The organism is Streptomyces sp. NPDC005263 (genome assembly GCF_042872365.1).
In the GTDB taxonomy this organism is placed as follows: Bacteria; Actinomycetota; Actinomycetes; order Streptomycetales; family Streptomycetaceae; genus Streptomyces.
The window spans coordinates 674,798-692,506 of record NZ_JBIAKJ010000003.1; the positions used below are offsets into that span (position 1 = coordinate 674,798).

General features: G+C 68.6%; 15 protein-coding genes. 10 read left to right on the top strand and 5 right to left on the bottom strand.

What is annotated here, in order from left to right; genetic code table 11:
* Positions 1–8: 8 nt before the first annotated feature.
* Positions 9–983, top strand: a complete 975-nt coding sequence (locus ACFYRY_RS16740; RefSeq protein ID WP_389145300.1) for a class I SAM-dependent methyltransferase — start codon at positions 9–11, stop codon at positions 981–983.
* Here ACFYRY_RS16740 and ACFYRY_RS16745 read toward each other — a convergent pair.
* From ACFYRY_RS16745 to ACFYRY_RS16760, 4 genes are all read right to left on the bottom strand, one after another.
* Positions 975–1,751: a succinate dehydrogenase/fumarate reductase iron-sulfur subunit gene (locus ACFYRY_RS16745; protein WP_389145303.1), complete on the bottom strand. Its 777-nt coding sequence runs from the start codon at positions 1,749–1,751 to the stop codon at positions 975–977. The genes ACFYRY_RS16740 and ACFYRY_RS16745 overlap by 9 nt on opposite strands.
* Positions 1,748–3,691: a fumarate reductase/succinate dehydrogenase flavoprotein subunit gene (locus ACFYRY_RS16750; RefSeq protein ID WP_389145305.1), complete on the bottom strand. Its 1,944-nt coding sequence runs from the start codon at positions 3,689–3,691 to the stop codon at positions 1,748–1,750. The genes ACFYRY_RS16745 and ACFYRY_RS16750 overlap by 4 nt, the downstream gene beginning before the upstream one ends.
* Before the next feature lie 17 nt (positions 3,692–3,708).
* A complete protein-coding gene (locus ACFYRY_RS16755; RefSeq protein ID WP_389145308.1) occupies positions 3,709–4,548 on the bottom strand; it encodes a hypothetical protein in 840 nt (279 codons plus the stop codon).
* A 68-nt stretch (positions 4,549–4,616) separates the two neighbouring features.
* Complete coding sequence (locus ACFYRY_RS16760; protein WP_389145310.1) at positions 4,617–4,907, bottom strand: hypothetical protein; 291 nt, start codon at positions 4,905–4,907, stop codon at positions 4,617–4,619.
* A 290-nt stretch (positions 4,908–5,197) separates the two neighbouring features.
* Between ACFYRY_RS16760 and ACFYRY_RS16765 the strand changes: the two genes are divergently transcribed.
* The 9 genes from ACFYRY_RS16765 (at position 5,198) to ACFYRY_RS16805 (ending at position 16,776) form a co-directional block, all read left to right on the top strand.
* Complete coding sequence (locus ACFYRY_RS16765) at positions 5,198–7,417, top strand: ABC transporter family substrate-binding protein (protein WP_389145313.1); 2,220 nt, start codon at positions 5,198–5,200, stop codon at positions 7,415–7,417.
* Positions 7,418–7,547: 130 nt separating this feature from the next.
* Positions 7,548–7,898, top strand: a complete 351-nt coding sequence (locus tag ACFYRY_RS16770) for a type II toxin-antitoxin system RelE/ParE family toxin (RefSeq protein ID WP_389145316.1) — start codon at positions 7,548–7,550, stop codon at positions 7,896–7,898.
* On the top strand, positions 7,895–8,200 hold the full coding sequence (locus ACFYRY_RS16775) for a helix-turn-helix domain-containing protein (RefSeq protein ID WP_389145319.1): 306 nt from the start codon (positions 7,895–7,897) through the stop codon (positions 8,198–8,200). The genes ACFYRY_RS16770 and ACFYRY_RS16775 overlap by 4 nt, the downstream gene beginning before the upstream one ends.
* A gap of 143 nt (positions 8,201–8,343) precedes the next feature.
* Entirely contained in the window at positions 8,344–10,251 is a 1,908-nt protein-coding gene (typA, locus tag ACFYRY_RS16780) for a translational GTPase TypA (protein ID WP_389145321.1), read from the top strand.
* Between the two features lie 681 nt (positions 10,252–10,932).
* Positions 10,933–12,558, top strand: coding sequence for an ABC transporter substrate-binding protein (locus ACFYRY_RS16785; RefSeq protein WP_389145323.1), 1,626 nt, complete (start codon positions 10,933–10,935; stop codon positions 12,556–12,558).
* Between the two features lie 140 nt (positions 12,559–12,698).
* Complete coding sequence (locus tag ACFYRY_RS16790; protein ID WP_389145326.1) at positions 12,699–13,631, top strand: ABC transporter permease; 933 nt, start codon at positions 12,699–12,701, stop codon at positions 13,629–13,631.
* A complete protein-coding gene (locus ACFYRY_RS16795) occupies positions 13,624–14,574 on the top strand; it encodes an ABC transporter permease (RefSeq protein ID WP_389145329.1) in 951 nt (316 codons plus the stop codon). The genes ACFYRY_RS16790 and ACFYRY_RS16795 overlap by 8 nt, the downstream gene beginning before the upstream one ends.
* An 11-nt stretch (positions 14,575–14,585) precedes the next feature.
* Positions 14,586–15,635, top strand: a complete 1,050-nt coding sequence (locus tag ACFYRY_RS16800; RefSeq protein WP_389145331.1) for an ABC transporter ATP-binding protein — start codon at positions 14,586–14,588, stop codon at positions 15,633–15,635.
* On the top strand, positions 15,628–16,776 hold the full coding sequence (locus ACFYRY_RS16805; RefSeq protein WP_389145333.1) for an ABC transporter ATP-binding protein: 1,149 nt from the start codon (positions 15,628–15,630) through the stop codon (positions 16,774–16,776). Before ACFYRY_RS16800 ends, ACFYRY_RS16805 begins: the two co-directional genes overlap by 8 nt.
* 144 nt (positions 16,777–16,920) lie before the next feature.
* On the opposite strand, the gene ACFYRY_RS16810 is transcribed toward ACFYRY_RS16805, so the two are convergent.
* Entirely contained in the window at positions 16,921–17,658 is a 738-nt protein-coding gene (locus ACFYRY_RS16810; RefSeq protein WP_389145335.1) for an SAM-dependent methyltransferase, read from the bottom strand.
* Positions 17,659–17,709 lie beyond the last annotated feature (51 nt).

Sequence of the window (17,709 nt, forward strand, 5' to 3'; positions counted from 1 at the left end):
GTCCACGGATGAGTCCGTTTCTCACCAGCAAGGCCGCCCGGCGTGCTCTGCGTCCGGTAGCCGACCTCATCGATCAGCGCATCGAGCGCCATGTCCGTCGTGCCGTCGGGAACACCCCGTCGGCCACCGGGAGCACCTCGGCCGCCGGCAGTCCTTCGGATGCCGCGCTGCGGGAGGAACTGAAGAAGCTGCGCAGTCGGCAGCGTCCCCTGGAGCTGTTCTTCGACGGCACCGGGCGCGGTGCGTCCCGGCTGCCGTCCGCACCCCACCTCGACCGTACGATCGCCGAGCTGGCGCAGGTCACCGGGGACAAGGACGGCGCCGAGCGCAACGTCGCCCAGGCGTTTAGGCTGCTCATCGCGATGGAGGCGCTCGGGGTCGGCCGGATCGCCGGCGGCACCATGAACATCGTCGGCAAGCTGTCGGCCGTACCGCTGCTCGACCCGCCGAACGACGACATGCTGGAGATCGGCACCCTGTACGGGATGTTCGGCGCGTCCCTGATCCGGATGATGGAGCGGGCCGGGCGTGAGCCCAGGCTGACGATCGTGGACCCGCTCGCGGGCACGCAGTTGCAGCCCGGCGCCAGCATGGGCGACGACGCGTCCGGCACCCCGGTGAACGGAGCCGCGGTGCGCGTCAACCTGGCGCTGGCGGGCGCGGCCGGTACCGCGACCCGGATCCAGCAGGGCTTCTCCGAGGACCCGGAGGTGCGGGTGCTGGTCTCCGACCGCTCCTACGGCGTGGTCATCGTGGACGGCGACCACTCCGCCGCCGGGGTCGCGGCGGACCTGGAGTGGGCCGAGCAGATCGTCGCGCCCGGCGGCATCGTCGTCCTGGACGACTTCGGACACCCCAAGTGGCCGGGTATCAAGGAGGCGTTCGAGAAGCACATGACCACCGACACCCGGTTCACCTTCCTCGGCCAGGTGGCGCACTCGGGATATCTGCGGGCCTCAGAGGTCAAGGACCCCTCAGCCTGACGAAGGCCGCCGCAGGATCTTGTTCCCGAGCCAGACGAGCGGGTCGTACTTGCGGTCGACGGCCCGTTCCTTCAGCGGGATCAGCGCGTTGTCCGTGATCTTGATGCCCTCGGGGCAGACCTCCGTGCAGCACTTGGTGATGTTGCAGTAGCCGAGACCGTGCTCCTCCTGCGCGGTGCGCTTGCGGTCCAGGCCGGACTCGGCGGCCGCGTCCAGGGGGTGCATGTCCAGTTCCGCGACCCGCATCAGGAAACGGGGGCCCGCGAACGCCGGCTTGTTCTCCTCGTGGTCACGGACCACATGGCAGGTGTCCTGGCACAGGAAGCACTCGATGCACTTGCGGAACTCCTGGGAGCGGTCCACGTCCTCCTGCATCATCCGGTACTCGCCGGGAGCGAGTTCGGCGGGCGGCGCGAAGGCCGGGACCTCGCGTGCCTTCGTGTAGTTGAAGCCGACGTCCGTGACGAGATCCCGGACGACCGGGAAGGCCCGCAGGGGAGTGACGGTGATCGTCTCCTCCGGGGTGAACACCGACATCCGGGTCATGCACAGCAGACGGGGCCGCCCGTTGATCTCGGCGGAGCACGAACCGCACTTGCCCGCCTTGCAGTTCCAGCGGACGGCGAGATCGGGGGCCTGGGTGGCCTGGAGGCGGTGGATGATGTCGAGGACGACCTCGCCCTCGTTCACCGCGACCTCGAAGTCCTCCAGGCCGCCGCCCTCGACGTCTCCCCGCCACACCTTGAAATGGGCGTCGTAGCCGCTCATTCGTACAGCTCCTCTTCGGCGAGGTACTTGACCAGCTCCTCCTTGTCGAAGAGGGCGAGCAGGTCGGCGCGGACGGGTTCGGTGGTCTCCCGGCTGAGGTCGATCTGGCCGTGCAGCGGGTCGGTGGCCGCGAGCCCGCCGGTCGGATCCGTGAGCCGGCACAGCAGGTTGACGCGGCGCCAGGCGCGGTCCATCGTCGGGTGGTCCTCGCGGGTGTGGCCGCCGCGAGACTCGGTGCGCTCCAGCGCGGCCCGGGCCACGCACTCGCTGACCAGCAGCATGTTGCGCAGGTCCAGGGCGAGGTGCCAGCCGGGGTTGAACTGCCGGTGCCCCTCGACACCGGCCCGGCGGGCCCGTACCCGCAGCTGGGCCAGTTTCTCCAGGGCCTGCTCCATCTCCGCCTCGCGGCGGATGATGCCCACCAGGTCGTTCATGGTCTGCTGGAGTTCCTGGTGGAGGGTGTACGGGTTCTCCGGCGGCCGTCCGGCCTCCTCGCCCGGCGCGGGCCCCTCGGCGGAGAACGGACGCAGGGCCTCCGCCGCGGCCGTGTCGATCTGGGCCTCGTCCACGGGCGGGCGCTCCGGGCCCCGCCCGGCCGCGTACTCGGCCGCGTGCAGACCCGCCCGCCGCCCGAACACCAGCAGGTCGGACAGCGAGTTGCCGCCGAGCCGGTTCGAGCCGTGCATACCGCCGGCCACCTCACCGGCCGCGAACAGCCCCGGTACCCCGCGCGCGGCGGCCGTGTCGGAGTCGACCGCGATGCCGCCCATCACGTAGTGACAGGTGGGCCCGACCTCCATGGCCTCCGCCGTGATGTCGACGTCCGCCAGCTCCTTGAACTGGTGGTACATGGACGGCAGCCGGCGCCGGATCACCTCGGCGGGCATCCGCGTCGACACGTCCAGGAACACACCGCCGTGCGGGGAGCCGCGGCCCGCCTTCACCTCGGAGTTGATCGCGCGGGCCACCTCGTCGCGGGGCAGCAGCTCCGGCGGACGCCGGTTGTGGTCCGGGTCCTCGTACCAGCGGTCGCCCTCCTCCTCCGACTGGGCGTACTTCTCCTTGAAGACGTCGGGGATGTAGTCGAACATGAACCGCTTGCCCTCGGAGTTCCGCAGCACCCCGCCGTCGCCGCGCACCGACTCGGTGACGAGGATGCCCTTCACCGACGGCGGCCAGACCATGCCCGTCGGGTGGAACTGCACGAACTCCATGTTCAGCAGGGGCGCCCCCGCGAGCAGCGCCAGCGCGTGGCCGTCTCCCGTGTACTCCCACGAGTTCGACGTGACCTTGAAGGACTTGCCGATGCCGCCGGTCGCGATCACCACGGCCGGGGCCTCGAGGACGAAGAAACGGCCTGTTTCGCGCTCGTAGCCGAAGACGCCGCTCACCTTCGGGCCCTCTTTCAGGACCCGGGTGACCGTGCATTCCTGGAACACCTTCAGCCGGGACTCGTAGTCCCCGGTCTCCCGGAAGTCCTCCTGCTGGAGCGCGACGATCTTCTGCTGGAGCGTGCGGATCAGCTCCAGGCCGGTCCGGTCCCCGACGTGTGCGAGGCGCGGGTACTCGTGGCCGCCGAAGTTGCGCTGCGAGATCCGCCCGTCCTTCGTACGGTCGAAGAGCGCGCCCCAGGTCTCCAGCTCCCACACCCGCTGCGGCGCCTCCTGCGCGTGCAGCTCGGCCATCCGCCACTGGTTGAGGAACTTGCCGCCGCGCATGGTGTCGCGGAAGTGGACCTGCCAGTTGTCACCGGAGTTGACGTTGCCCATCGCCGCCGCGATGCCGCCCTCGGCCATCACCGTGTGCGCCTTGCCGAACAGCGACTTGCAGATCACGGCGGTACGGGCGCCCCGCTCACGCGCCTCGATGGCGGCGCGCAGTCCCGCGCCCCCGGCGCCGACCACGACGACATCCCACTCCTGCCGGTCGACCACGGACATCAGAAGTCCTCACCCATCTAGAAGAAGCGCGGATCGTCGAAGACACCGGACGCGACCAGGTACACGTAGAAGTCGGCGACCGCCACGCTCACCAGGGACGCCCAGGCCAGCTGCATGTGCCGGGCGTTCAGCTTCCCCACGACCTGCCACGCCTTGTAGCGCACCGGATGTTTGGAGAAGTGCTTGAGCTTGCCGCCGACGATGTGCCGGCAGGAGTGGCAGGAGATGGTGTACGCCCAGATCAGCGCGATGTTGGCCAGGAAGACCAGGGTGCCGAGTCCCATGTGGCCCCACGCGTAGTGCTCGTCACGGAACGAGAGCACGGTGTCGTAGGTCAGGATCCCGGCGACGATGATCGCGGCGTAGAAGAAGTACCGGTGGATGTTCTGCAGCACCAGCGGGAAGCGGGTCTCGCCGGTGTACTTCTTGTGCGGCTCGGCCACCGCGCAGGCCGGCGGGGACGCCCAGAAACCCCGGTAGTAGGCCTTGCGGTAGTAGTAGCAGGTCAGGCGGAAGCCGAGCGGGAAGATCAGGATGAGGATCGCGGGGGAGATGCCCCACCAGCTGCCGAAGAGGTCGGCGTTGGGGCCGTGCCGCATCGTTTCGCAGTTCTCCGCCAGACAGGGGGAGTAGAAGGGCGAGACGTACGGCGCCGCGTAGTAGTCGGCGTTCGCGAACGCACGCCAGGTCGAGTAGGCGATGAACGCGAGCAGACCCGCGGCCGTGACGGCAGGGGCCAGCCACCAGCGGTCGGTGCGCAGGTGCGGGGCGTCGATCGAGGCGCGCGTACCGGTGCGTACGCCGCCGCTTGGGCGAGGGGAGCCTTCGGTTACCGGGGGTTCCGTGCCAGTGGCCAATTCATGACTCCGGTCGGGTCGGGAGTCGGACGGTAGAGGTCTGTCCTTGCCTGCGGGCGGGACAGGTCTCAGGGGGCGCGGCGGTCGCGGGCGCCGAGTCCCTCGTCGTCCGAGTCCGTCCACAGACTGTTGTCGTAGGGGGCGTCGGACATCGGGACGAGTTCCGGGCGCCGGGTTTTGGCCGGCCCGGGGGAGGCGTCCCGCAGCAGCGCGACACTCTCGCGCAGGCGGTCCGCGTCGGCCCGGACGCGGCGCATCTCCAGACCGCCGCTGCCGAGCTGCTGTTCCAGGCGTTTCACGGACCGGGACAGCTCGTCGAGGCTGCGCTGGACTGACGTCAGTTCGTCGTTCACGGACATGACGTGACCTCACTTCCGTGGGCGGGTGTGCCCTGAGCGGCAACGTTCATGCGCCTGCGAGTGTTGCGCGTCACACCGGTCGGTGGGAAGGGACGTGCACCGATTGGCCGAGGGCGTACGGGTGCATCCCGTGGTGCGCTGCGCCGCCCGGGTGGGTTTCCCGGTTGTCGTCGCCGTGTCGCTCTCCGTTGCTGAACCCTTTCCTCTTCAGTAGCCGCATACATGTGATCAGCTCCATATATCCCGGCAAAAGTGATCATAACGCCCGCGGCTCCCGGAGGTACACAGAGATGTCCCACGATGGCGTCGGTCTGCGCGCGGTGGTGCGCTCGGCCGCCTTCCTCACCGCGGGCGCGCTCGCGGTCTCCGTGCTCACCGGCTGCAGCTCCGAGGATCCGGCGGGCAAACCCCTCGCGGGCCAGGACATCGCGCCGGCCGCCCGCGCCCAGATCGCCGAGGGCGGCACCCTCCGCTGGGCGGTGGACGCCGTACCGGAGACGCTGAACACGTACCAGACGGACGCGGACGCGGCCACGACACGGGTCGCGCAGGCCGTGCTGCCGTCGATGTACCGGATGGACGCGAACGGCCGGCCGCAGCGGGACGCCGACTTCCTGGAGTCCGCGAAGGTCGTCGACACCGAGCCGAAGCAGGTCGTGCTGTACAAGCTCAACCAGCAGGCCGTCTGGAGCGACGGCCGGGAGATCGGCGCCGCCGACTTCGCCGCCCAGTGGCGCGCCCTGTCCGGCAAGGACACCGCGTACTGGACCGCACGCAACGCCGGCTACGACCGCATCGAGAAGATCGAACGCGGGGCGAACGACCTGGAGGTCAAGGTCACCTTCGCGCGGACCTACGCCGACTGGCAGTCGCTGTTCTCGCCGCTGTACCCGAAGGACGTCATGGGCACCCCGGACTCCTTCAACGACGGGGCCCGGCGGAAGCTGAAGGTCACCGCCGGTCCGTTCGATCTGAAGAGCGTGAACCGCAAGGAGGGCGAGGTCACCCTCACCCGTAACGCACGGTGGTGGGGGAGCCGCGCCAAGCTGTCCGAGATCGTGCTGTCGGCCGTACCGCGCTCCGAGCGGGCCGCCGCGCTGGCCGACGGCAGGCTCGACCTGGCCGACATCGACCCCGCCGCGGCCGGACGCATCACTCTCGCCGCCGGCGCCCTGGGCAGGAGCACGGCCGCTCCGCTCCAGGGGCCGGCCGGCAACGCCCGGCACGAGGCGGGCATGAAGTACAAGCGGCAGCAGAAGGCCCTCCGGGGCTACGAGGTCCGCAAGTCCCTGGAGCCCGCCTACACCCAGCTCGCCCTCAACGGTGCCGGTGGCCCGCTCGCCGACGAGCGGGTCCGCCGGGCCGTGGCCCGCGCCCTCGACCGGGGGGACATCGCGAAGGCCGTCCTCAAGCCGCTCGGTCTGCCCGCGGTACCCGTCGGCAGCCACCTCGCGCTCGCCGGGCAGGCCGCGTACGCCGACAACAGCGGCGCGCTCGGCGGCCAGGACAAGGCGCAGGCGCAGGCGCTGCTCGCGGACGCCGGGTGGGTGCCCAGCGGCCCGATCGAGGAGAAGAAGAAGGGCGACAAGGCGGCCGGGTCGGAGGGACACGCGGGGGCGAAGGCCGAGAAGTCGGACAAGGCGGAGAAGAAGTCGAGCGACACCTCCGACCGCACCGAGAAGAGCGAGAAGGGGACGAAGGGCGCGGACGGCGGCACGTACGTCGTCGAAGAGGGCAACGAGTCCGGCGGGGGCAACAGCGCGGACGACCGGACTCGGGGTGAGTCGGACCGGGAGAAGGAGCACCGGCGCAACGACCGGGGCCAGGAGGGCTCACCGCACCAGGACGACAAGCGGTACGCCGACAAGCCGGAGCAGGGCGGCGCGCCCGGCGCCTACGCCCCCAAGGGCACCGCCGCCCCCGCGGACGCCGCGGACCGGCCCCTCGCCAAGGACGGCAAGCCACTCACCCTCCGCTTCGTCCTCCCCACCGGACCCGGCTCGGAGACCCTGCGCACGGTCGCCGACCGGATCACCGACATGCTGGAGGAGGTCGGCATCCGCACCGAGATCTCCAAGGTCTCGGACGAGAGCTACTTCAAGGACCACATCGCGTCCGGCCAGTACGACCTCGCCCTCTACTCCTGGCCCGCGTCCGCCTTCCCCGCCACCGACGCGCGCCCCATCTTCGCCAAGCCGGTCCCGGCCGCCGACGGCTCCCTGAACGTCGAGCAGAACTACACCCGTGTCGGCACCGACCAGGTCGACCAGCTCTTCGACCAGGCCGTCGGCACGCTGGACCAGGACGAGAGCCGGGGCCTGATCCGCAAGGCGGACGCCCGCATCTGGGCGGCCGCCGGTTCCATCCCCCTCTACCAGCGCCCCCAACTGACGGCCGCCCGCAAGACCGTCGCGAACGCCGGCGCCTTCGGCTTCCAGACCCCGGTCTACGAGGACATGGGCTTCCTGGCGAAGGGGGCGAAGGCGTCGGCGCACCCGTCGGACAAGTAGGGTTCCGCGGATTTTCGAAGGCTCCGGCCGCCGCCCCACGACGACGTGGGGCGGCGGCCGATTGCACGATCGGGTGAACGCGGGGTCGGTTGGCTGCGGGCCGGTCACCTGCGAACATAGCGTTGATGCTATGACATGGGGTGCTGTCGAACTGGAGCCGGAGGTCGCCAGGTGGCTGGCCGGACTGGACGACAAACGCTGGGCGCAGGCGCTCATGCACCTTGACCTGTTGGAGCAGCGGGGAGGCCATCTCGGTGAGCCGTACACGCGCCAGCTCGACGGCAAACTCAGGGAACTGCGCTTCTATTGCGGCGCCGAACGAGTACGGATCACGTACTGGACCGCGACGGGGCGCCGCATCATCATGCTCACCGTGTTCGCCAAGACGAGGATGCGTGAGTTCGCCGAGGTGGAGCGGGCTCGGCAGGCCATGAAGCGATGCCAGGCCGAAGGTCACACCGCGGACGAGGAGGAGCTGTGACGGAGACCAGGAGAACCAGCCTCGACGAGGCTCGTCGGGCCCGGCCCGTGACTCCTGAGATCGAGGAGGAGTACGCGGCCGCCCGTCTGCGCTTCGCCCTCGGTGAGGCCGTGCGCGGGCGGCGGCTGGACCTCTCGCTGTCGCAGCGTGAGCTCGGCCGCCGGGCCGGCATGACCCAGTCGGCCGTGGCGCGCCTGGAGGCCGGCGGCACCGTGCCGACGATCCCCGTCCTCGACCGCCTCGCCCGAGCCCTGGGACTCGAGCTGAGGGTGGAGCTGGCGCCGCAGGTCAAGAGCGCCTGAACCGGGCCGGGAACCCCTCTGGGGCCCGCTTCCGCCGACGCCCCGTACCATGGGGTGAGGCCGTGGCGTGTTCAGCCCGGCAGGGCCCGCGTAACACAGATGTACGCGAAGGCCTTCCTCACACTCCGGGAGTACGCCGCAATATGGCCACGCGCCACGACATCCGCAACGTCGCCATCGTCGCCCACGTCGACCACGGCAAGACGACCCTCGTCGACGCCATGCTGAAGCAGGCCGGTGCCTTCGCCGCGCACGCCGCCGAATCGCTCGACGACCGCATGATGGACTCGAACGACCTGGAGCGTGAGAAGGGCATCACGATCCTGGCCAAGAACACGGCCGTCAAGTACCACCCGAAGGATGGCGGCGACGTCATCACCATCAACATCATCGACACCCCCGGCCACGCCGACTTCGGCGGCGAGGTCGAGCGTGGTCTGTCGATGGTGGACGCGGTGGTCCTGCTCGTCGACGCGTCCGAGGGCCCGCTGCCGCAGACCCGTTTCGTGCTGCGCAAGGCGCTGCAGGCCCGCCTGCCCGTCATCCTGTGCATCAACAAGACGGACCGCCCCGACTCGCGCATCGACGAGGTCGTCAACGAGGCCTACGACCTCTTCCTCGACCTCGACGCCGACGAGGACCAGATCGAGTTCCCCATCGTCTACGCCTGCGCGCGTGACGGAGTGGCCTCGCTGACCAAGCCGGAGGACGGCACCGTCCCGGCCGACAGCGACAGCCTGGAGCCGTTCTTCTCCACGATCCTGTCGCACGTCCCGGCCCCGGAGTACGACGAGGCGGCCCCGCTCCAGGCGCACGTCACGAACCTGGACGCCGACAACTTCCTCGGCCGTATCGCGCTGCTCCGTGTCGAGCAGGGCGAGCTGCGCAAGGGCCAGACCGTCACCTGGATCAAGCGCGACGGCACCATGGCGCCGGTGCGCATCACCGAGCTGCTGATGACCGAGGCGCTCACCCGCAAGCCCGCCGAGAAGGCCGGCCCCGGTGACATCTGTGCCGTCGCCGGTATCCCGGACATCATGATCGGTGAGACCCTCGCCGACCCCGAGAACCCGATCCCGCTGCCGCTGATCACGGTCGACGAGCCCGCGATCTCGATGACCATCGGTACCAACACCTCGCCGCTGGTCGGCCGCGGCGGCACCGGCAAGGGCGCGGAGAACAAGGCCGCGGTCAAGGACCGCAAGGTCACCGCCCGTCAGGTCAAGGACCGCCTCGACCGCGAGCTGGTCGGTAACGTCTCGCTGCGGGTGCTCGACACCGAGCGTCCCGACGCCTGGGAGGTCCAGGGCCGCGGTGAGCTCGCGCTCGCCATCCTGGTCGAGCAGATGCGGCGCGAGGGCTTCGAGCTGACCATCGGCAAGCCGCAGGTCGTCACGAAGGAGGTCGACGGCAAGGTCTACGAGCCGGTCGAGCGCATGACGATCGACGTTCCCGAGGAGCACATGGGCGCGGTCACGCAGCTCATGGGCGTCCGCAAGGGCCGGATGGACAACATGTCCAACCACGGCTCGGGCTGGGTCCGCATGGAGTTCGTCGTTCCGTCCCGCGGTCTCATCGGCTTCCGTACCGAGTTCCTCACCGGTACCCGCGGCACCGGCATCGCCCACTCCATCCACGAGGGCCACGAGCCCTGGTTCGGCACGCTGACGACCCGTAACAACGGCTCGCTGGTCGCCGACCGCTCGGGTGCCGTCACCGCCTTCGCGATGACCAACCTCCAGGAGCGCGGTGTGCTGTTCACCGAGCCCGGCACCGAGGTGTACGAGGGCATGATCGTCGGCGAGAACTCGCGCTCCGACGACATGGACGTGAACATCACCAAGGAGAAGAAGCTCACCAACATGCGCTCCTCCTCGGCCGACTCCTTCGAGGCGATCGTCCCGCCGCGCAAGCTGTCGCTGGAGCAGTCCCTGGAGTTCTGCCGCGACGACGAGTGCGTCGAGGTGACCCCGGAGGCGGTCCGTATCCGCAAGGTGAACCTGGACGCCCGCGAGCGCGCCCGCGCCGCGAGCCGCGCCAAGCACGGCTGACGCACGGTCCGCACGGACACCCCGGGCACCCTCGCTGCACAGCGGGGGTGCCCGGCCTCGTCCCGGGGGCCCATAGGGAAAACCCTCGATTTGCACAGGGAGCTCCTCATGGGTGGGCCCTCCCCACTACCCTGCTGATGTGGAGTGACCCGTCCGCCGTCCGCGGGGCATGAGCCTCTGGACGCGCTGTGCCGTCGTCGGCACGCGTGCTCTCCCGTACGGGACGACGCGGAACTACTCTGGCACGGCGGCGTGTTGACAGTGCGTCACACAGCGTCCCGTTCGCGCCCCGGCACGCGGGGCACCCCGAGGGGAAGCCGGCACGGCCACCTCGGTAGGCGCAACTCATTTTTCGCTGCCGCACGTCCGGAATGCGGACACCCGCTCCCGATAGATGTGTAACAAGTCCGTTTCGCAGGGATCTTTCGGCAAACCGTTTGTCCGGATTTTGGAAGAAGTAGGTGGCAGGTGTGATCGAACCGAGACCTTAGGGATGTGGTTCGGTCATGGCGCATGGCAGATAGTTAGGCGCGTAGAGCTCGGATCAACGGGTCACGCGCTGCACACTGCGCCGACTCACGAGCGCGGGGGCATCTGACTTTCTCCGGCACCGGCGAGGTGACGGATGCGTGTCATGTGCACCCCTTTGCGGTGAACCAATGGACTCATGAGGAGGAACCCATGCGCGGTGCCAAGAGCGCCAAGTGGGTCGCGATAGCCGCGGCTGTGGCCCTGGGCGCGACCGCCTGTGGTGGTGGCAGTGACAGCGGCGACGACAGCAAGGCCGCGATCGACCCGAACGGAAAGTTCTCGATCGAGGTCGGCGAGCCGCAGAACCCGCTGCAGCCGGCGAACACCATGGAGTCCAACGGCAGCATCGTGACGAAGGCCCTGTTCACCGGGCTCGTCGACTACGACTCCAGCGGCAAGATCGTCATGATGAACGCGCAGTCGGTCGACAGCACGGACAACAAGACCTTCACGGTCAAGCTGAAGCCGGGCTGGAAGTTCCACGACGGCACCCCGGTCACCGCCGAGTCCTACGTCAAGGCGTGGAACTGGGCCGCCGCCCCGGCGAACAAGCAGACCAACAGCTTCTGGTTCTCGGACATCAAGGGCTACGCCGACGTCGCCCCCGAGAAGGGCAAGCCGAAGGCCACCGAGATGTCCGGCCTGAAGGTCGTCGACGACAACACCTTCACCATCACGCTCAGCAGCCCGATCCCGTACTTCGTGTACAAGCTGGGCTACGAGGTGTTCTCGCCGCTGCCGGAGTCCTTCTACAAGGACCCGAAGGCCGCGGGCGAGAAGCCGGTCGGCAACGGCCCCTACAAGTTCGTCAGCTGGAACCACAAGAAGTCGATCGAGGTCGCCCGCAACGACGACTACCAGGGTCCGAACAAGGCCAAGAACGGTGGTGTGATCTTCAAGAACTACACCAACCTGGAGACGGCCTACGAGGACCTGAAGTCCGGCAACGTCGACGTCCTGCGCCAGCTCGCCCCGCGTGACCTGCCTGTCTACAAGCAGGACCTCGGCGACCGCGCGGTGGACCAGTCCTACTCCGCGGTCCAGACGATCGCTCCGGCCTTCTACACCAAGCAGTGGAAGGGCATCGACCCGAAGGTCCTGCAGGGCCTGTCCATGGCGATCGACCGGCCCACCATCACGAAGACCGTGCTCCAGGGCACCCGTGAGCCGGCCACCGGCTGGGTCGCCAAGGGCGTCCTCGGCTACCAGCCGAGCCTGGGCACCGACATCTTCAAGTACGACCCGGCCAAGGCCAAGCAGCTCATCAAGGAGGGCGGCGGCGTTCCGGGCAACAAGATCTCCATCCAGTACAACGCGGACGGCGGTCACAAGGAGTGGGTGGAGGCGGTCTGCAACTCCATCACCAAGGCGGTCGGCGTCGCCTGCACCGGCGACTCCAAGGCCGACTTCCAGGCCGACCTCCAGGCGCGTGACGCCAAGGAGGTCAAGTCGATGTACCGCTCCGGCTGGGTGCTCGACTACCCGTTCAACGCGAACTTCCTCCGTGACCTGTTCGGTACGCACTCGTCCGGCAACCAGAGTGGCTTCTCCAACAAGGAGATCGACACCCTGATCAAGCAGGCCGACGGCGCCAAGACGCTGGAGGACTCGGAGAAGCTGTACCAGGCGATGGAGAAGAAGCTTCCCAACTACATGCCGAGCATTCCGCTCTGGTACTACAAGGTCAACGCGGGCTTCTCGGAGAAGGTCAGCGGCGTGAAGTACGCCCAGGACGGCGACCCGATCCTGACCGGCGTTCAGGTCAAGAAGAAGTAACCGCAACAGCCCGTTGAGCCGGGCGCGGTGAGTCCGCGTCCGGGGGCGGCAGCGGCCGGGGGGCCCTTCCCACACGCATCTTCAGGTGATGCGCGCGGGAAGGGCCCGTCGGCTGCCGCTGTGACTGACATGGAGGCACGATGGGGCGCTACGTCGCACGACGACTGCTCCAGATGATCCCGGTGTTCATCGGGACAACTCTGCTGATCTTTCTCATGGTCTACGCCCTGCCCGGCGACCCCGTGCGTGGCCTCTTCGGCGACAAGGCCGGCAGCCCGCAGGTCATCGCGGCGCTGAGACATGAGTACGGCCTGGACCAGCCGATCCTGGTGCAGTACTGGAACTACATGAAGGACATGATCCTTCATGGCGACTTCGGCACGCAGATCGCCAGCGGCCGCCCCGTCACGGACGTGCTGGGCGACGCCTTCCCGGTGACCCTGCGTCTCGCCTCCCTGGCCTTCGCCATCGAGGTCGTCCTGGGGATCGCCCTCGGCGTGGTGGCGGGCCTGCGCGCCGGCCGGCTCACCGACAACGTGGTCCTCGTGATGACGCTGCTGTTCATCTCGGTCCCGGTCTTCGTCCTCGGCTTCATCGCCAAGCTGGTCTTCGCCGAGCAGCTCCACTGGCTGGACCCGAACGTCAACGACTCGACGAACTACGGTCAGTTGCTGATGCCGGCGATCGTCCTGGCGACCGCGTCACTGGCCTATGTGACCCGGCTGACCCGGACCTCCATCGCCGAGAACCGGCGCGCGGACTACATCCGTACCGCGATCGCCAAGGGGCTGCCCAAGAAGCGTGTGGTGGGCGTCCACCTCATGCGCAACTCGATGATCCCCGTGATCACCTACCTGGGTACCGACATCGGTGCGTTGATGGGCGGCGCCGTCGTCACCGAGGGCCTGTTCAACATCCAGGGCGTGGGCGGCACGATCTACCAGTCCCTCGTCCGCCGCGAGGGCACCACCCTGGTCGGCCTGGTGACGATCCTGGTCCTCATCTACCTCCTCGCCAACCTCCTCGTCGACCTGCTCTACGCGGTCCTTGACCCGAGGATTCGTTATGCCTGACGTGACCAAGACCGACGTCAAGACCGGCCGGGTGGACCCGGTGGGCGGGGCACCGGCGGTGCCGCCCGTCGAGTCCAAACCCGAGAAGACACGCAGCCTGTGGGGCGACGCCTGGGCCGACCTGCGCCGCAGCTGGATCTTCATCATCTCCAGCGTGCTGATCTTCTTCCTGCTGCTGATCACCTTCTTCCCGGGCTGGTTCACCAGCGCGGAACCGATCCTCGGTGACCTGTCCAAGCACTACCTGCAGAAGCCCAAGCTGGGGGACGTCGGCTCGGCCGACTGGCTCGGCTACGACCAGCAGGGCCGCAGCGTGTACGCCCGGGTCATCTACGGCACCCGGGCCTCCATCGCCGTGGGCTTCGGCACCACCATCCTCGTCACGCTCGTCGGTAGCCTGGTCGGCATGATCGCCGGGTACTTCGGCGGCATCGTCGACTCGATCCTGTCGCGGTTGGCGGACGTGTTCTTCGGCATCCCGTTCATGCTCGGCACCATGGTCGTGCTCAACTCCTTCCCGGAGCGCACGGCCTGGGTCGTCATCGGCGCTCTCGGCTTCTTCGGCTGGACGCAGATCTCCCGCGTGATGCGCGGTGCGGTCATCACCACCAAGCAGGCCGACTACGTGCAGGCCGCCAAGGCGCTGGGCGCGAGCACCCCGAGGATCATGTTCCGGCACATCCTGCCGAACACCCTCGCCCCGGTGATCGTCGTCGCCACCATCTCGCTCGGCGTCTACATCGCCGCCGAGGCGACGCTGTCCTTCCTGGGCCTCGGCCTCAGTGGCGTGTCGTGGGGCAACGACATCTCCGACGGCGGCGCTTCGATCCGCGTGGCCCAGTGGATCATGCTCTACCCGTCGATCATGCTCAGCATCACGGTGCTGGCGTTCATCATGCTCGGTGAGGCCGTACGCAACGCCCTCGACCCGAAGATGCGCTGAGGGAGGCGTACGTGACCGTCATCGAAGAAGTATCCGTGCCCTCGCCTCGCGAGGGCGACGGCGGACCGCTGCTCGAAGTGCGTGACCTGCACGTCGAGTTCCACACCCGGGAGGGTGTGATCAAGGCCGTCAACGGCGTCAACTACAGCGTGGACGCGGGCGAGACGCTCGCCGTGCTCGGTGAGTCCGGCTCCGGCAAGTCCGTCACCGCGCAGGCGATCATGGGCATCCTCGACATGCCGCCGGCGAAGATCCCCCAGGGGGAGATCTTTTTCCGCGGCCAGGACATGTTGAAGATGTCCGGCGAGGAGCGCCGCAAGATCCGCGGCCGCCGGATCGCCATGATCTTCCAGGACGCGCTCAGCTCGCTCAACCCGGTGCTCAGCGTCGGCTACCAGCTCGGCGAGATGTTCCGCGTCCACCAGGGCCTGTCCAAGAAAGAGGCCAAGGCCAAGGCGATCGAGCTGATGGACCGGGTGAAGATCCCGGCCGCCGCGGCCCGGGTCAACGACTACCCGCACCAGTTCTCCGGCGGTATGCGCCAGCGCATCATGATCGCCATGGCGCTGGCCCTGGAGCCGGACCTGATCATCGCCGACGAGCCCACCACGGCTCTCGACGTGACGGTCCAGGCCCAGGTCATGGACCTGCTCGCGGAGTTGCAGCGCGAGTACAACATGGGCCTCATCCTGATCACCCACGACCTCGGTGTGGTCGCCGACGTCGCGGACAAGATCGCGGTGATGTACGCGGGCCGGATCGTGGAGCGCGCCCCGGTCCACGAGCTGTACAAGCGCCCGGCGCACCCCTACACGCGGGGTCTGCTGGACTCGATCCCGCGCCTGGACCAGAAGGGCCAGGAGCTGTACGCCATCAAGGGCCTGCCGCCCAACCTGCTGCACGTCCCGACCGGTTGCGCCTTCAACCCGCGCTGCCCCAAGGCCCAGGACATCTGCCGCACGGACGTCCCGGACCTGTTCCCGGTCACCGAAGAGGACGGCAGCGAGCTGGTCGGCCGTGCCTCGGCATGCCACTTCTGGAAGGAGACGATCCATGGCTGAGCTCAGCAAGAACGACGAGCCGCAGGACGCCACGCCGAACGTCTCCGACGTCGAGGTCGTGGACGCCGCATCCGAGACCGAGGCGGTCGCCGCGATCGAGGCGCCCGTCGAGCGGGGCGAGCCGATTCTCCAGGTGCGCAACCTGGTGAAGCACTTCCCGCTCACCCAGGGCATCCTGTTCAAGAAGCAGATCGGCGCCGTCAAGGCCGTCGACGGTGTCTCCTTCGACCTGTACCAGGGCGAGACGCTGGGCATCGTGGGCGAGTCCGGCTGTGGCAAGTCCACGGTGGCCAAGCTCCTGATGACTCTGGAGCGGGCTACCGCCGGCGAGGTCTTCTACAAGGGCCAGGACATCACCAAGCTGTCCGGGCGTGCGCTGAAGGCAGTGCGGCGCAACATCCAGATGGTCTTCCAGGACCCGTACACCTCGCTCAACCCGAGGATGACGGTCGGCGACATCATCGGGGAGCCGTACGACATCCACCCCGAGGTGGCACCGAAGGGCGACCGGCGCCGCAAGGTGCAGGAACTCCTCGACGTGGTGGGCCTCAACCCGGAGTACATCAACCGGTACCCGCACCAGTTCTCCGGCGGTCAGCGCCAGCGCATCGGCATCGCGCGCGGCCTGGCGCTCAACCCGGAGATCATCATCTGCGACGAGCCGGTGTCGGCGCTCGACGTGTCGGTGCAGGCGCAGGTCATCAACCTGATGGAGGGACTGCAGGACGAGTTCAACCTCTCCTACATCTTCATCGCGCACGACCTGTCGATCGTCCGGCACATCTCCGACCGGGTCGGGGTCATGTACCTCGGCAAGATGGCGGAGATCGGCAGCGACGAGCAGATCTACGACCACCCGACGCACCCCTACACCCAGGCGCTGCTGTCCGCGGTCCCGGTTCCGGACCCGGAGGCTCGTGAGGGGCGTGACCGGATCATCCTGACCGGCGACGTGCCGTCCCCGGCCAACCCGCCCTCCGGGTGCCGTTTCCGCACCCGGTGCTGGAAGGCCGAGGACAAGTGCGCCGAGCAGGAGCCGCTGCTGGCGGTTCCGGAGCGCTTCAAGGGCGTGGACACCCCGGCGGCACACGAGTCGGCGTGCCACTTCGCCGAGGAGAAGGACGTCGTGCACGCGGCCTGACGCCTCTCACCTCGTACGCACACCCTGAGCGGGTGGCCGCCGACCGGAGACGGTTCGCGGCCGCCCGCTCTTGGTCTTGGCCGGGCGGCATCCGTACTCTCCGTGCTCTCTCTGCTCGGAGATTGGCCGCCAGTCCAGTCCGGTTCAGTCGGACGTCCGGCGCAGGATCAGGCAGACGAAGCCGAAGCTGTCCCGGTAGACGCGCAGCCATTCGGCGCGGTGGGCGGTGGCTGCCGCCAGTGCCCGGGGACTGTCCGGATCGCCAGGGTGGTCCAGGGCCCACGACGCCAGCGAGCCCGTCCAGGCCCATTCGTAGTCGTCCAGCTCCTGGCGGGTGCTGATGTGCCCGTGAACGGGTGTCCATCCGTCAGCGATGACGCGGTCCACCGTGGTCGGCAGGTCGGTGAAGTCGCCGAGCATCTCGATGGCATCGGGGGAGGGCTCGTGTTCCCAGAAGGCGTCACCGATCAGGACGCGTCCGCCGGGAGCCAGGTGCGTGCGGGCCGCCGCGAGGGTGGGGAGCAGGCCGCCGAAGGCGTGGGTGGCCCCGACACTGATCACCAGGTCGAACAGGTGCGGGGCGACGAAGTCCGCGGCGTCCTCGTGGTGGAGGGCGAGGCGCTCCTGGAGGCCGCGGGTGCGGGCGCCTTCAAGAGCGTGCGCCAACGCCCTCTTGGAGGTGTCGACGCCTTCGGCCAGCAGCCGCGGGTGCGTGGTCAGGGCGCGCAGCAGCCACTCTCCGCCTCCGCAGCCGAGATCGAGGACGCGGGTGCTGTCGCGCCGGATGCCGCGTTCCAGCAGGCGGCGCACGGAGTCGTCGTCGAGCGGGGCGGCGATCGGATGATCTGTATGAGCGAGCCTGGAGATCTGTTCACGGTCCACCGGCGGAGCCTGACATGGACAGGGACCGCACGCACCTGCTTTTCCTCCGGA